Below are 13,197 nucleotides of genomic sequence, written 5' to 3'. Positions count from 1 at the left end.
GTGACGTAGGAGTATGGAATACGACGACATGCTTGACCGGGCGATGGAAGAGACGCCCGAGATTGATGGCACAAGCGAGCGGTTCGAGGTCCCGGACCCGGATATCCGACAGGAGGGGAACGTCACCGTCTACGAGAATTTCCAGTCGACGTGTTCCCGGCTTGGACGCGAGGACGACCACGTGATGAAGTTCCTCCAGAACGACCTCGGAACGAGCGGCCACATCGACGAGAGCGGTCGAGCGCGCCTGACCGGTGAATTCGATGCCACCCGTATCGAGGCGTCCATCGACGAGTACGTCGACGAGTTCGTGCTCTGCTCGGAGTGTGGACTGCCGGACACGCAACTGGAGCGGGAACAGGGTGCGCTGTTGCTCCGCTGTGAGGCGTGTGGCGCACGCTCGGCGACGAGCGAGTAGTTACTGCAGTCCTTTCAGCGTCTGCAAGTCGTTTTCTGTACGGGTGAAAACAGCGAGCCGATGGCTCGCGTGACAGTTCGGGCAGTGGAACGTCGTGTCGTGTCGCGGCAAGTCTGTCGGCGTCGACTCCCAGTCTTTCTTACACTCAGGACAGAGCAATCGCACGTACGCTTCCTCCATGTATGTTACTCACACACATAGCCAATGATAAAAAGCCTTGTCGTCTCCCCATTAGTCTGCCTTCATCCGAGCGTCAGGCCGGAAGGTCCTCGGCTTCGAGGAGTTCCTTGTATCGGTTTCGGATGGTCACTTCAGAGATGTCAGCGACGTCGCTGACCTGGCTCTGTGTGACCTTCTCGTTGGTCAGCAACGCGGCGGCGTAGACAGCCGCAGCGGCGATGCCGACCGGCGATTTGCCGGAGAGCATCCCCGACTGACGAGCACCTTCGACGAGGTCCCGTGCCTGTCGCTGGGTCTCCTCACTGAGGTCCAGGTCGGAGATGAACCGTGGGAGGTAGTGTTCCGGGTCCGCCGGCTGAACTTCGAGACTGAGTTCCCGGACAATGTAGCGGTAGGTCCGTGTGAGCTCCATCTTTTCGACGCGGGAGACACGGGCCATCTCGTCCAGCGACCGGGGGTTCCCGGCCATGCGAGCGGCCGCGTACAGCGCAGCGGTCGCAACGCCCTCGATAGAGCGACCCGGAAGGAGGTCGTCACCGAGTGCGCGGCGGTAGATGACGCTGGATGTCTCACGGACGTTCTGGGGGAGCCCCAGCGCAGAGGCCATACGGTCGATTTCGCCCAGTGCCTGCTTGAGATTGCGCTCCTTGGAGTCACGGGTCCGGAACCGTTCGTTCCAGGTCCGGAGCCGCTGCATCTTCTGGCGCTGTTCGCTGGAGAGGGAGCGCCCGTAGGCGTCCTTGTTCTGCCAGCCGATGTTCGTCGAGAGACCCTTGTCGTGCATCATGTTCGTCGTCGGCGCGCCGACGCGGGACTTGCGGTCCTTCTCGGCGGAATTGAACGCACGCCATTCCGGCCCGCGGTCGATCTCGTCTTCCTCAACGACCAGTCCACAGTCTTCACAGACTGTTTCGCCGTGCTCGGTATCCGTAACGACGTTGCCACTACATTCGGGACAGGTCTCTACAGCCTCCTGTTCCGTCGACTCGGTGATTTTCTCGTCTCGTTCTCGTGTGCTTGTCCGCGTTGTTGATTCACTCATGATTGGAAGTCCTGTTCTGCCGGGTGCAGAAATTTTAAGACTGGTTGGGGATTTGTCTTACCCTATAGTTAGTCCGTAAAGTATATAAATCTTTCGCCGACTTCTGGCATAAACCGCAGTACAGCGTCGTGGTAGGGTATAGCATGTCTCGATATAGGGATGTATAAAGTTGACGGTGGCCGCCAACGTCCGGACATAACGCATAATCGGGGGACTGCAACGCCGTGTGACTCCGTCGGTGCAGCGCTGAACGACCAGCCCACACCTTGCTCCAGTCATTCCAGTTCAGTCGAGAACGGCGAGTGGGTCCCGAAATTACCAGGTCAGCGGGAGTCACAGTGTGGTTCCGCACATCGTGGGGGAGTGATATGATGTAAAAAGCGATGTTACCGAGTAACACAGCTTAGCTACGGTTGTATACCAGATAGATACATACGGTGATGATGACGCCCTGTCACTGGAGCGGCCCACGACCGATTAATCGGGGGCGACCCAGACCACAAGGCCACCGAACTCAAGTGCCGCAACGAACGTCATCGTGCGACTGGAGCGAGGGGCCGTTTCGCAGTAGGGCAGCGACCTGCGGTTCGAACAGATAGTATTAGACGGACAGACAGCTCTCTGTGAGCGCCAACCACAGATCCATCTGGCCGCGGTTTCAGACAGTGAACAGATGTCCCTCGGTCGGGACATCAAAGAGCCCGATACGTGCGCCCGCGTCCAGCCACGCGTGCCCGTACGAGAACGACGCTAAGGCGTTCACGAGGTCGTCGTCGTCCCTGAAGTGACGCCCATCTTCAAGATACGCTGACGCCATCTCCTCGCACTCCAAGGCGGCATTGTGCATCGGTGTCCCTTCAGGGGGTGCGACTGATGCCGCATCAAGTGCCTCCGCGAGTAGTCCTTCGTAGCGGTCAGTCTTCTCTTCGATATCGGCAGCCATACCCTCAGCGAACGGTGGCAGCGGCCTAAGCGTGTCGTCCCAGCCCGCGTTCGGCGCACGACAACACAAGCTAAATACGGCCCGGTAGTCTAACTTGGCTAATGACAGAATCGGTCGAACACCGACGACTCATCGTCGCTGGCACAGGCGCAGCGGGACTGACAGCGGCCATCTACGCCGCCAGGAGCAACAACGACCCACTCGTTCTCGAAGGCGACGAACCCGGTGGGCAGCTCACGCTGACTAGTGAGGTCGAGAACTTCCCCGGCTTCCCGGAGGGCCTCTCCGGGCCGGACCTCATCAACAATATGAAAGAGCAGGCTGAGCGCTTCGGCGCTGAGCTGGAACACGGTATCGTCGCCGACATCGACGACAGCGAGCGGCCGTTCCGCGTAGAGCTGTCAAACGGCGACGTGTACACCTGCGACGCCTTCATCGCCGCCTCCGGAGCCAGCGCCCGCACGCTGGGCGTCCCCGGCGAGGACGAACTCATGGGCTACGGCGTCTCGACGTGTGCGACCTGCGACGGCGCGTTTTTCCGTGGCGAAGACATGCTCGTCGTCGGCGGCGGCGACGCAGCCATGGAGGAGGCCCACTTCCTCACGAAGTTCGCTGACACCGTCTACATCGCGCACCGCCGCGAAGAGTTCCGCGCCGAGGACTACTGGATCGACCGCGTCCAGCAGAAGGTCGACGAGGGCGAAATCGAGATCATGCGCAACACCGAGCTGCTGGAAATGCACGGCTCCCCCGAGGACGGCGTCGACCACGTCACCCTCGCACAGAACGACGAGGGCCATCCCAGCGAGAAGCTCGACGCCGACGGGACCGAAACCTTCGACTTCGACGTTGGTGCCGTCTTTATTGCAATCGGTCACACGCCTAACACCGACTACCTCGGAGACACCGGCGTCAAGCTGGACGACACCGGGTACATCCAGACCCACGGCGGCACCGGCGGCGACCAGACCGCCACCGACGTGGACGGTATCTTCGGTGCCGGCGACGTGGTCGACTACCACTACCAGCAGGCCGTCACCGCTGCCGGGATGGGCTGTAAAGCCGCCATCGACGCTGACGAGTACCTCGAAGCACAGGCCGAAGCTACCGCAGAGGCAGAGTCCGAAGCCGCCGCAGAAGCCGACGACTAGCGCGCCTGTTTCTCCGTTCTCACATCCACAGACCCTTTAGGATAGCCCCCGGAGTAAACCGCATGGCAACAGACACTGTCACGCTGACTATTGACGACGGCGAAGAGACCGACGAACTCACAGTTCCGAGCGAACTCGTGGACATCCTCCGCGAGTCACCGGACGAGACGGACCCGCAGGTCGTCGGCGACATCGCGATGTTCGGCATGACCCAGCGGATTCACAGCGCTGTCCACCACGCGCAGGGCGAGCCAGACGAGCAGATCGTCGCGCTCGAAGAGGAAACCGGCGAACTGTTCGAAGAGCGCTTCGGCCAGTCCTTCGCCGAGCTGACCGGCCACGACCACTAATTCTGTCGGCCAGTTCTTAGAACTGCCAGTGTAGCACCACGCCGTCGTCGACCCGTTCGACGTCGGCTAGCTCCGGCTCCGGGAAGTCCTCGATGAAGCCGTCGCCGTCGGCCAGCGTTGGCGCGTCCCGGCCGCCGATAACCTTCGGACCAACGTAGACGAACAGTTCGTCGACCAGCGCCTCCTCCAGCAGGCCGAAGATGAGTTCGCCGCCACCTTCGACCATGAGCTGGTCGATACCATCGCCTTCCAGCTTTGCAAGCGTCGTCGTGAGGTCGACCCGGTCCTGACCGGCAGCGATGACGTACGCGCCGGCGTCTTCCATCTCCTCGATGAAGTCCGGTGGCGCGGCTTCGCTAACGAGGAGGTAGGTCTGTGCGCGGCCGTCAAGCACTGTGGCGTCCGGCGGCGTGCGGATACGGGAGTCAGCGATGACGCGCGCGGGGTTTTCGGGGTCGCCACGCTCGGCCCGAGCGGCGCGGCGGTCGGCGTCGTCGACGGTCAGCGAAGGGTCATCGGCGAGAATTGTGCCGACGCCGACCATCACCGCGTCGCTGTCGGCTCTGAGCTGGTCGACGCGGTCGAAGTCGTCCGGGCCGGAGATAGCTATCTGTTCGCGGCGGCGAGAAGAGAGTTTCCCGTCCACACTCATGGCGGCGTTGACGACGACGTGCATACTCGTTCGTGCCGGCGACACGTCAAACGGCTTTTGGGTTACAGTCAGGAAGATGTTGTCTCGGGACGCTTCGAGAGCTTCCGGACGTCGAGTTTCTTTACCGTACCATCGGCGGTTTTCAGCTTTAGCACCGTCTTTTTCAGCACCAGTTCATCGACGTCAAGCGTCGTCTCACTGTTCCAGCCACGGAGTCGAACCACCCCTTCCTCGTCGATTTCAACGAACGTACGGGGCTTGCGCTGTGAGCCCATCGTCCACTCCTCGTCGCCGACGGAGAGTTCCTGTCCCCCGCTTTTCGACCAGCGGAACACGCAGGCGAACTGCTCGCGGGGTTCGTCCGCACGGTCATGGTCAACGCGGGTCCACTGCTCGAAGTCGACGCCGAAATGGGCGGCCCACAGTTCCAGATACTCGAAATCGAACTTCTTTTTGCCGTCGTTGTTCCGGCCACTCCGCCAGATGACGTGGGCCTCTGACGGCTTCGACCCGAACACGCTCCCCATGGTCAGGCTCCCCTATGCCCACACTCGCTATCAGTGGCGATAACTTTCTGTCCGGTTAGCTTGACGTGGCCAGTAGCGGAATTTTCGGCCGTTTGAAATGCACTAACTCGGTCAGGGAGCATATGCTGAGAGATTACAGTATCATAAATAAGAATTTTGGGCGATTTCAAACAGGTATCGACGGCTGTACCCTGCACGGCTGGCCGAAAACGCTTTTGAGTGCTCCCGTCGAACCGTCAGTCGATGTCTCTTGAAGACCATGCCGAGGAGCTCGCCTCCGACCTCGGTGTTGACAAAGAGGAGGTCACACGCGACCTGGAAAACCTCGTGAACTACTCCGTCCCGATGGACGAGGCCAAGCAAAGCCTCAGACGGAAGTACGGCGATGGCAGCTCGGGCGGCGATAGCACGCCGTCGAGCAAGGCCATCAACGAGGTTTCGACCGACGACTCGAACGTGACAGTCACCGCCGTGGTGCTCACGTCGGGTCGCCGGTCCATCCAGTACAACGGGGAACAGCACGTCATCCGCGAGGGTGAACTCGCCGACGAAACGGGGAAGATATCCTACACGGCGTGGGACGGCTTCTCGGGCGACCTCCAGCCCGGCCAGACCGTCCAGCTCGGCAACGCCGGCGTCCGTGAATGGGACGGCCAGCCGGAGCTTAATCTGGGCGACAGCACCGACCCGGAAGTCGTCGACGAGACGCTCGACATCGACTACGAGGTCGGCGGCCGCGCCGCGCTACAGGACCTCGCACCGGGTGACCGCGGCATCACTGTCGAGGTGCAGGTGCTGGAATGCGAACAGAAGGTCATCGACGGCCGCGACGGCGAGACGACGATTCTCAGCGGCGTCCTCGGCGACGAGAGCGGCCGGCTCCCGTTCACCGACTGGGAGCCCCACGACGAAATCGAGGAAGGGGCGTCCGTGCGCCTCGACGAGACGTTCGTCCGTGAGTTCCGTGGTGCGCCATCGGTGAACGTCTCGGAGTTCTCCGCGGTGACCGCGCTGGACCGCACGGTCGGCGTCACTGAAGACGCACCGCGGTTGTCAGTCCGTGAGGCCGTCGAGAGCGGCGGCCTGTTCGACGTGGAACTGGCCGGCAATGTCATCGAGGTGCGGGACGGCTCCGGCCTCATCGAGCGCTGTCCGGAGTGTGGCCGCGTCATCCAGAACGGCCAGTGTCGCTCCCACGGTGCGGTCGAAGGCGAGGACGACCTGCGGACGAAGGCCATCCTCGACGACGGAACCGACACCGTCACCGCGGTGCTCGATGACGAACTCACCGCCCGCGTGTACGGTGGCGACCTCGACGACGCCCGCGAGCACGCCCGCGATGCGATGGATAAAGAGGTCGTCGCCGAGCGCATCAGCGACCGCATCGTCGGCCGCGAGTACGTCGTCCGCGGGTCGCTGTCGGTCGACGAGTACGGCGCGAACCTCACTGCCTCGACCTTCGCCGAGGCCGACGACGACCCGGCGACGCGTGCGCAGGCCTTGCTGCAGGAGGCAGACACATGAGCGAATCCGGAGATAGCGGCCCCGGCCGCCGGGAGGTCGCCCATCGACTGTTCGCCGCGGAGTTCGATGACGCCGACTTCTCGTACTCCGAATCCGACGAGGAACGGGCCCCGAACTACGTCGTCACGCCGACCGGCGCGCGGGTCAACCGGCTGTTCCTCGTTGGCGTTCTCACCGAACTCGAACAGGTCAACGACGACGTGTTGCGCGCTCGCGTCGTGGACCCGACCGGCCCGTTCGTCATCTACGCTGGTCAGTATCAGCCCGACGAACTGGCCTTCCTCGAAGCCGCTGACCCGCCGATGTTCGTCGCCGTCACGGGCAAGGCTCGCACCTTCCAGCCCGACGACAGCGACCGGGTGTTCACTTCGGTGCGACCCGAGAGCATCAGCGAGGTTGACGCGGATACGCGGGACCGTTGGGTCGTTCAGGCCGCCGAGCAGACCGTCTCGCGCGTCGGACAGATGGCCAGCGCGAAACAGGCCGGTTTAGCCGGCGACGAACTCCGCCTTGCGTTACTCGACCGGGGCATCGACGAGAGCGCCGCGGCCGGCATCACGCTCGCGCTGGACCACTACGGCACGACCGGCGACTACCTCGACGCGCTCCGGACGACGGCGCTCGACGCCGCTCGCGTCGTCGCCGGCGACACGGACGAGGCGCAAGGGCTGTCGTTGTCACCAGACGACGGGACCGACGACCCGATTCCGCTCCTTGCCTCTCTCGACCTCGATACTGACGTTTCCACCCCGGAGACGGCGACTGAGGACGCAGAGGGAGACGCGACGGCAACCGACTCCGGCGCTACTGAGCCGACGACAGACGAAGAGGTGGCCGACGCGGCGGAAAAAGGTGCGCCCGCAGACGCTGCCGACGCCGAACCCGCGCCCGGTTCGCCCGGCGCACCGGCCGGCGACGAGTCGACAGAGCCAGACGCCGGCGCGGCCACGAGTGACGCACCCGTCGAGACGCCCGAGACAGCGACCGACGCCGCAGCCGACGAAACCACGCCGGGTGAGTCCGTGGGTGAGGACGTGTCCTCGACGCCTGAACAGAGCGAGCCCGTGGACGGACCACCGGTGTCGAGTGATCCGGTGACCGACGCCGACGCGATGGGACAGGACGAACCGGAGTCGTCGTCCGAACCCGACGACGGCGGTGACCTCGGCGACTTCGACACCGAGTTCGAACTGGACGAGGACGAACGCGAGGAAATCGAACAGGAGTACGGCACTGACTTCCAGAGCGGGACAGAAGTGGATGAGCCCGGCGAGGCCGACATCGAGACGCCGGACCACGAAGAACTGGCCGACGCGGCCCAGGAGGGCGCGCCCGCAGACGCCGCCGACGCCGAGCCCGCACCCGGTTCGCCCGGTGCACCGGCCGGCGATGAGTCCCCTGAGCCGACCGCTGACGCGGCCACAAGCGACGCACCCGCCGAGACGCCCGAAACAGCGACCGACGCCGCAGCCGACGAGACCACACCAGACGAGTCGGCGAGCGAGGACGCGCCTACCGAGGACGTGGACCTCGAAGACGCCGTCATGGCGGTCATGGATGACCTCGACGACGGCAGTGGGGCCGACCGCGAGGAACTCCGCTCGACGGTCGTGAGCCGCCACGGCGCGGACGCCGATGCCGTCGAGGACGCCATCCAAGACGCGTTGATGGGCGGACGCTGCTACGAGCCCGAGGACGGCAAGCTCACACCCATCTGACGCACCGAGCCGCGGTCCTTTTCTCCCCTGCGACCCAACCGAGCGCAGATGCGTGTCGAACCGCTTCCCGACGTCCCGGCGGCCACCGTCGATACTGACGGGGAGCGACTGCTGGCGGTGGCCGATTATCACGCCGGCATCGAAGCAGGACTCAGATACGAGGGGGTCGAACTCCAGTCGGCCGCCGAGGCCCGCCGGGAGCGGTTGCTGACATGCCTGAGACGCGCCCGGGCCGACCGGCTGGTCGTCATCGGCGACCTGGGCCACGCCATCGGCGACCCGTTCGCAGACGAGCGAGCGGAGCTCGAAACGCTGTTCGACGCCCTTGACGTGCCCGTGACACTGGTGAAAGGGAATCACGACGGCGGTCTGGAGCCAGTCTTGTCTGACCTCGACGCCGATGTTGAGGTAACACCGGGACACGGAACCCGTCTCGGTTCGGTCGGGTTCGCCCATGGCCACACCTGGCCTGCGCCGGACGTGCTCGAAGCCGACGTCGTCTGTGTCGGCCACGAACATCCCGTCGTCCGACTCGAAGACAGCGTCGGTGGGGCCCAGAAGGAGCGGGCCTGGCTCCGCGGCTCGCTGGTGACTGAGCCCTTTGCCGAACAGTTCGACCAACCAGTCGAGAACGCGCCGGACATCGTCGTCTTTCCGGCGTTTAACGACCGCTCCGGCGGGACGTGGGTCAACGTCGACGGCCAGGAGTTCCTCGCCCCGTTCCTGCCCGAGGGCATGGCGGATACCGAGGCGTTCCTGCTTGATGGCACGCGGTTAGGGGCCTACCGACAGGTCTGAGCCAGCGTTCTGTACCCGCCTATATTTCCGAAAGCGCCGCTTCGAGTTCGTCGACCAGTTCTGTGTTCCCGAGGAACGTCGGCGTCCGGTCGTGGATACCGTCCGGTTCAACGTCGAGCAACGACTGCGAGCCGTCGCTAGAGGCCCCACCGGCAGCCTCGACGAGGTACGCGAGCGGCGCTGATTCGAAGTGGACCCGGAGCTTGCCGTTTGGATACCCCGACGTCACCGGATACCCGAACAGCCCGCCGTATTCGAGCACCTGTGCTAGGTCGGCGACGGTCGCGCCGCCGTAGCGGAGCTTCAGGTCCCGCTCGAAGGACTGGGCGATGTCGTTGAACGCGTCGCTTCGCTCGCCAGTCTTGCCCGCTAACCCGACAACAGTCGCCTCTGCAGGCAGTTCGAACTGGCCCCAGCGCTCGCTGTGCCCATCCCGGAGGAGGTGCTCCTGAACGACATCGCGGTCGGACCGGGCGATTGTCAGCGTCGTGTATGGGCCGTACAGCACCATCAGCGATGCGACCATTTCCCGGCCCGCCGCGGGCAGTTCAGCGTCGTAGACCCCGATTATCGTCCCCACGGAGTTGTTCGAGGCGAGGTTCGAGGAGCCATCGAGCGGGTCGATGGCGATGCTGTAGCCCTCGCCACAGTCGACCACGTCGCTACGTTCCTCGCTCGCGTACGCGCCGATGCCGTCGATGTACGCGAGTGCGTCGAAAAACAGGTCATCGGCCCACACGTCGCCACCGACCTGTTGCTCCCCACTCGGGTTCTCGCCAGCGGCTCTGTTGGCGTAGTTCGCCAGGTTCCCGCTAACGTAGTGGGCCGTGTCCTTTACCGCCCGTTCGATCTCATCAAGCGTGTTCACAGGCCATCACCGGCCGCAGTTGCACAGGCGTCAGTCATGGTTCCACATATCCCAGGGCAACGACATAAGGCTGTACCCGTTCTCCCCCGCAACGCCCGCAGTGCTCTGGTTACCGATGGGGGACGAGAGAATGTGACACAACGTGTTTAAACCGGTGTAGTCGCTAGAGAGGGGCGATGACTGACGGGGTCGCTCGCGGCGATGACGCCTTCACTGCGCTCGGGCCGGCCGTCCGCAGTGCGCTCTCCGAGCGCGGTTTCACGACGCCGACCGACCCACAGCGAAAGGCGATTCCAACTCTGGCTGACGGGCGAGACGCGCTAGTCGTCGCCCCGACCGGAACCGGAAAAACTGAAACGGCGATGTTGCCGGTCTTCGACGCGCTGGCCGAATCCGAGGACCGCTTTGGCATCGGCGCGCTGTACATCACGCCGCTCCGGGCGCTGAACCGCGACATGCGCCAGCGCCTCGACTGGTGGGGCGAAACGCTCGGCCTCGAAGTGGACGTTCGCCACGGCGACACGACTGACTACCAGCGCCAGAAGCAGGCCAACGACCCGCCGGACGTGCTGGTGACTACGCCGGAAACGCTACAGGCGATGCTCACCGGGTCGAAGCTCCGGACAGCGCTAGAGGATGTCGAGCATATCGTTATCGACGAGGTCCACGAACTCGCCGCGGCCAAGCGCGGCGCACAGTTGACGGTCGGTCTGGAGCGACTCCGGGAACTGTCCGGGCGGTTCCAGCGAATCGGCCTCTCGGCGACCGTCGGCGACCCACACGAAGTCGGCCGGTTTCTCACTGGCGGCCGAACCTGCGCCATCGTGGAAGTGGACATCGGCAGCCGGCTAGATATCGAAGTGGTTCGGCCCCAGATTACTGACCGGGACGAGGAACTGTCGAGCTCCCTCGTCACCGACGCGGGAACGGCTAGCCACGTCCGGTTCATCGCGGACCTCATCGACGAAAACGAATCTGTCCTGCTGTTTGTCAACACCCGACAGACAGCGGAGGCACTGGGCTCGCGGTTCAAAGAGCTGGGAACCGACCTCGGCGTTCACCACGGCTCGCTGTCGAAAGAGGCCCGGATCGACGTGGAGGACCGCTTCAAAGCCGGCGACCTCGATGCCCTGCTGTGTACGTCCTCGATGGAGTTGGGCATCGACGTGGGCCACGTCGACCACGTCGTCCAGTACGGCAGCCCCCGGCAGGTGTCCCGCCTCGTCCAGCGGGTCGGCCGCGCCGGCCACCGCCGGGACCTCGTTTCCTCGGGCACGGTCGTTACGACTGACACCGACGACACGCTGGAGGCGCTGGCGATTGCGAGACAGGCCGAAGCCGGCGATGTCGAGCCCGCCGAAATCCACGACGGGAGCCTCGACACAGTTGCCAACCAGATCGCCGGACTGGTGATGGATACCGGCGAAATTCGGGCGATGCGGGCCTTTGATATACTTACCCGTGCGTACCCGTTCCGGGACCTCGACGAGGCCCAGTTCAAGCAGGTCGTCGAGGAACTCGCGGCGAACAACGTCATCTGGCTGGACGAGGACCGGGACACCTTAGAGAAGCGCCGCGGCACCTGGCAGTACTTCTACCAGAACCTCTCGATGATTCCCGACGAGGCTACCTACGACGTGGAGGACGTGGCCTCAGGCCAGCAGGTCGGGACCCTCGATGAGAAGTTCGTCGTCAACTTCGCCACGCCCGGCGAGGTGTTCGTCCAGCGCGGGGAGATGTGGCGCATCACGAATATCGACGAGGAAGAGGAAGTCGTGACCGTCTCACCCATCGAAGACCCCGCCGGTGAGGTCCCGTCGTGGGTGGGGCAGGAGATTCCAGTTCCGAGAGCCGTCGCCGCGGAAGTCGGCGAACTCCGTCGCGTGGCTGGTCGGCAACTCCAGAACGGCGCGGACACCGAGGCCGTCGCCAGAGACGTGGCGACTCGCTATGCCGCCGGCCCCGAAACCGTCGTCGACGGGCTCTCACAGGTGAAAGAACACGAAGGGCCGATTCCGGACGACACGACTATTCTGGTGGAGTTCCATGGCCGGGAGGTCATCGTCAACGCTTGCTACGGGCACAAAATCAACGAAACGCTGGGCCGGGTCCTCTCGGCGCTGCTCGGTCAACGGGCAGGGTCATCGGTCGCAATGGACGTCGACCCGTACCGGATTACGCTGGAGGTCCCGCGCCGGATCACCGCCGGCGATGTCATCGAAGTCATCGAGGACACCGATCCTGACCACCTCCCAGCGCTCATCGAACTCAGCCTGAAAAACGCCGACGCGCTGAAGTTCAAGCTCGCGCAGGTGGCGACGAAGTTCGGCTCGCTCAAGCGCTGGCGGGGCCGGGGGTCGACTGACTTCGGCCGTGACCGCCTGCTGGCAGCGCTTGAGGACACGCCGATGTATGACGAAGCCCTGCGCGAGGTTCGCCACGAGGACCTCGCTATCGAAGCGACAGCCGACCTCCTCCGAGATATCCAGCGCGGCGACGTGGCGCTGGAAACGGTGGGCGAACACACGCCAATCGGGACCGGCGGGAACTCATCCGGACGGGAACTCCTCTCACCGGAGAACGCCGACGCGAGCGTCATCAAAACCGTCAAGGAGCGCATCCAGAGTGACCGCGTCATCCTCGCATGTCTGCACTGCAAGAAGTGGGACCGCAAACAGCAGGTCAAGCGCGTGCGGGATCAGCCGTCGTGTCCGCAGTGTGGCTCGACCCGCATCGCCGCGCTGAATCCGTGGGCCGAGGAAGTCGTCTCGGCCGTCCGGACCGACGACAAGGACGAGGAGCAGGAGAAGATGACCGAACGAGCCTACCGCTCGGCCTCGCTGGTCCAGAGCCACGGGAAACGGGCGGTGGTCGCGCTGGCCGCCCGCGGGGTCGGGCCCCACAACGCCGCCCGCATTATCAACCGCCTGCGAGAGGACGAAGACGAGTTCTACCGGGACATCCTCCGACAAGAGCGGGAGTACGCACGGACGCAGTCGTTCTGGGGTTGAGGGCGGCACAGTACG

At 64.1% G+C, this 13,197-nt stretch carries 13 protein-coding genes; 7 read left to right on the top strand and 6 right to left on the bottom strand.

The window, feature by feature from the left end:
* Positions 1 to 13: 13 nt before the first annotated feature.
* Complete coding sequence (locus tag G9C82_RS00510; RefSeq protein WP_007190142.1) at positions 14 to 418, top strand: translation initiation factor IF-2 subunit beta; 405 nt, start codon at positions 14 to 16, stop codon at positions 416 to 418.
* Here the strand turns inward: G9C82_RS00510 and G9C82_RS00505 are convergent, their stop codons facing one another.
* From G9C82_RS00505 to G9C82_RS00495, 3 genes are all read right to left on the bottom strand, one after another.
* Positions 419 to 598, bottom strand: a complete 180-nt coding sequence (locus tag G9C82_RS00505; protein WP_004515550.1) for a hypothetical protein — start codon at positions 596 to 598, stop codon at positions 419 to 421. It lies immediately after the preceding gene.
* Between the two features lie 73 nt (positions 599 to 671).
* Complete coding sequence (locus tag G9C82_RS00500; RefSeq protein WP_007190141.1) at positions 672 to 1,640, bottom strand: transcription initiation factor IIB family protein; 969 nt, start codon at positions 1,638 to 1,640, stop codon at positions 672 to 674.
* A 658-nt stretch (positions 1,641 to 2,298) separates the two neighbouring features.
* On the bottom strand, positions 2,299 to 2,583 hold the full coding sequence (locus G9C82_RS00495; RefSeq protein WP_004960922.1) for a DUF357 domain-containing protein: 285 nt from the start codon (positions 2,581 to 2,583) through the stop codon (positions 2,299 to 2,301).
* A gap of 101 nt (positions 2,584 to 2,684) precedes the next feature.
* Between G9C82_RS00495 and G9C82_RS00490 the strand changes: the two genes are divergently transcribed.
* Together G9C82_RS00490 and G9C82_RS00485 are read left to right on the top strand one after the other, a co-directional pair.
* Positions 2,685 to 3,734 carry an NAD(P)/FAD-dependent oxidoreductase gene (locus tag G9C82_RS00490; protein ID WP_127013088.1) on the top strand — a complete coding sequence of 350 codons (1,050 nt, stop codon included), beginning with the start codon at positions 2,685 to 2,687 and terminating at the stop codon, positions 3,732 to 3,734.
* A 62-nt stretch (positions 3,735 to 3,796) separates the two neighbouring features.
* A complete protein-coding gene (locus G9C82_RS00485; protein ID WP_127013087.1) occupies positions 3,797 to 4,084 on the top strand; it encodes a hypothetical protein in 288 nt (95 codons plus the stop codon).
* A 16-nt stretch (positions 4,085 to 4,100) separates the two neighbouring features.
* On the opposite strand, the gene G9C82_RS00480 is transcribed toward G9C82_RS00485, so the two are convergent.
* Complete coding sequence (locus tag G9C82_RS00480) at positions 4,101 to 4,760, bottom strand: 2,5-diamino-6-(ribosylamino)-4(3H)-pyrimidinone 5'-phosphate reductase (RefSeq protein ID WP_004960917.1); 660 nt, start codon at positions 4,758 to 4,760, stop codon at positions 4,101 to 4,103.
* A 44-nt stretch (positions 4,761 to 4,804) separates the two neighbouring features.
* Positions 4,805 to 5,263, bottom strand: a complete 459-nt coding sequence (locus G9C82_RS00475; protein ID WP_007190139.1) for a hypothetical protein — start codon at positions 5,261 to 5,263, stop codon at positions 4,805 to 4,807.
* 243 nt (positions 5,264 to 5,506) lie between these two features.
* On the opposite strand from G9C82_RS00475, the gene G9C82_RS00470 reads away from it, so the two are divergent.
* The 3 genes from G9C82_RS00470 to G9C82_RS00460 are packed head-to-tail and all read left to right on the top strand — an operon-like array spanning position 5,507 to position 9,303.
* Positions 5,507 to 6,787, top strand: a complete 1,281-nt coding sequence (locus tag G9C82_RS00470; RefSeq protein WP_121303187.1) for a Single-stranded DNA binding protein — start codon at positions 5,507 to 5,509, stop codon at positions 6,785 to 6,787.
* The gene (locus tag G9C82_RS00465) at positions 6,784 to 8,505 is read left to right on the top strand and encodes a hypothetical protein (protein WP_127013086.1); all 1,722 of its coding nucleotides are present in this window, start codon (positions 6,784 to 6,786) and stop codon (positions 8,503 to 8,505) included. Before G9C82_RS00470 ends, G9C82_RS00465 begins: the two co-directional genes overlap by 4 nt.
* Positions 8,506 to 8,553: 48 nt before the next feature.
* Positions 8,554 to 9,303 (top strand): metallophosphoesterase, encoded by a 750-nt coding sequence (locus G9C82_RS00460; RefSeq protein ID WP_121303189.1) that lies wholly within the window; start codon positions 8,554 to 8,556, stop codon positions 9,301 to 9,303.
* Positions 9,304 to 9,322: 19 nt separating this feature from the next.
* On the opposite strand, the gene G9C82_RS20990 is transcribed toward G9C82_RS00460, so the two are convergent.
* The gene (locus G9C82_RS20990) at positions 9,323 to 10,171 is read right to left on the bottom strand and encodes a class 1 fructose-bisphosphatase (protein WP_127013085.1); all 849 of its coding nucleotides are present in this window, start codon (positions 10,169 to 10,171) and stop codon (positions 9,323 to 9,325) included.
* A 176-nt stretch (positions 10,172 to 10,347) separates the two neighbouring features.
* Here G9C82_RS20990 and G9C82_RS00450 point away from each other — a divergent pair, with 176 nt between their 5' ends.
* Entirely contained in the window at positions 10,348 to 13,182 is a 2,835-nt protein-coding gene (locus tag G9C82_RS00450) for a DEAD/DEAH box helicase (protein WP_127013084.1), read from the top strand.
* Positions 13,183 to 13,197: the final 15 nt, after the last annotated feature.

Source organism: Haloarcula sp. R1-2, assembly GCF_011627385.1.
In the GTDB taxonomy this organism is placed as follows: domain Archaea; phylum Halobacteriota; class Halobacteria; order Halobacteriales; family Haloarculaceae; genus Haloarcula; species Haloarcula marismortui.
This window is presented reverse-complemented; position numbering and strand designations above follow the sequence as displayed.

What these genes read in the sequence shown, in the direction of transcription:
- G9C82_RS00510 (WP_007190142.1), top strand. Translation starts at nt 14, where the DNA reads ATGGAATACGACGACATGCTTGACCGGGCGATGGAAGAGACGCCCGAG.
- G9C82_RS00505 (WP_004515550.1), bottom strand. Translation starts at nt 598, where the DNA reads ATGGAGGAAGCGTACGTGCGATTGCTCTGTCCTGAGTGTAAGAAAGAC.
- G9C82_RS00500 (WP_007190141.1), bottom strand. Translation starts at nt 1,640, where the DNA reads ATGAGTGAATCAACAACGCGGACAAGCACACGAGAACGAGACGAGAAA.
- G9C82_RS00495 (WP_004960922.1), bottom strand. Translation starts at nt 2,583, where the DNA reads ATGGCTGCCGATATCGAAGAGAAGACTGACCGCTACGAAGGACTACTC.
- G9C82_RS00490 (WP_127013088.1), top strand. Translation starts at nt 2,685, where the DNA reads ATGACAGAATCGGTCGAACACCGACGACTCATCGTCGCTGGCACAGGC.
- G9C82_RS00485 (WP_127013087.1), top strand. Translation starts at nt 3,797, where the DNA reads ATGGCAACAGACACTGTCACGCTGACTATTGACGACGGCGAAGAGACC.
- G9C82_RS00480 (WP_004960917.1), bottom strand. Translation starts at nt 4,760, where the DNA reads ATGCACGTCGTCGTCAACGCCGCCATGAGTGTGGACGGGAAACTCTCT.
- G9C82_RS00475 (WP_007190139.1), bottom strand. Translation starts at nt 5,263, where the DNA reads ATGGGGAGCGTGTTCGGGTCGAAGCCGTCAGAGGCCCACGTCATCTGG.
- G9C82_RS00470 (WP_121303187.1), top strand. Translation starts at nt 5,507, where the DNA reads ATGTCTCTTGAAGACCATGCCGAGGAGCTCGCCTCCGACCTCGGTGTT.
- G9C82_RS00465 (WP_127013086.1), top strand. Translation starts at nt 6,784, where the DNA reads ATGAGCGAATCCGGAGATAGCGGCCCCGGCCGCCGGGAGGTCGCCCAT.
- G9C82_RS00460 (WP_121303189.1), top strand. Translation starts at nt 8,554, where the DNA reads ATGCGTGTCGAACCGCTTCCCGACGTCCCGGCGGCCACCGTCGATACT.
- G9C82_RS00450 (WP_127013084.1), top strand. Translation starts at nt 10,348, where the DNA reads ATGACTGACGGGGTCGCTCGCGGCGATGACGCCTTCACTGCGCTCGGG.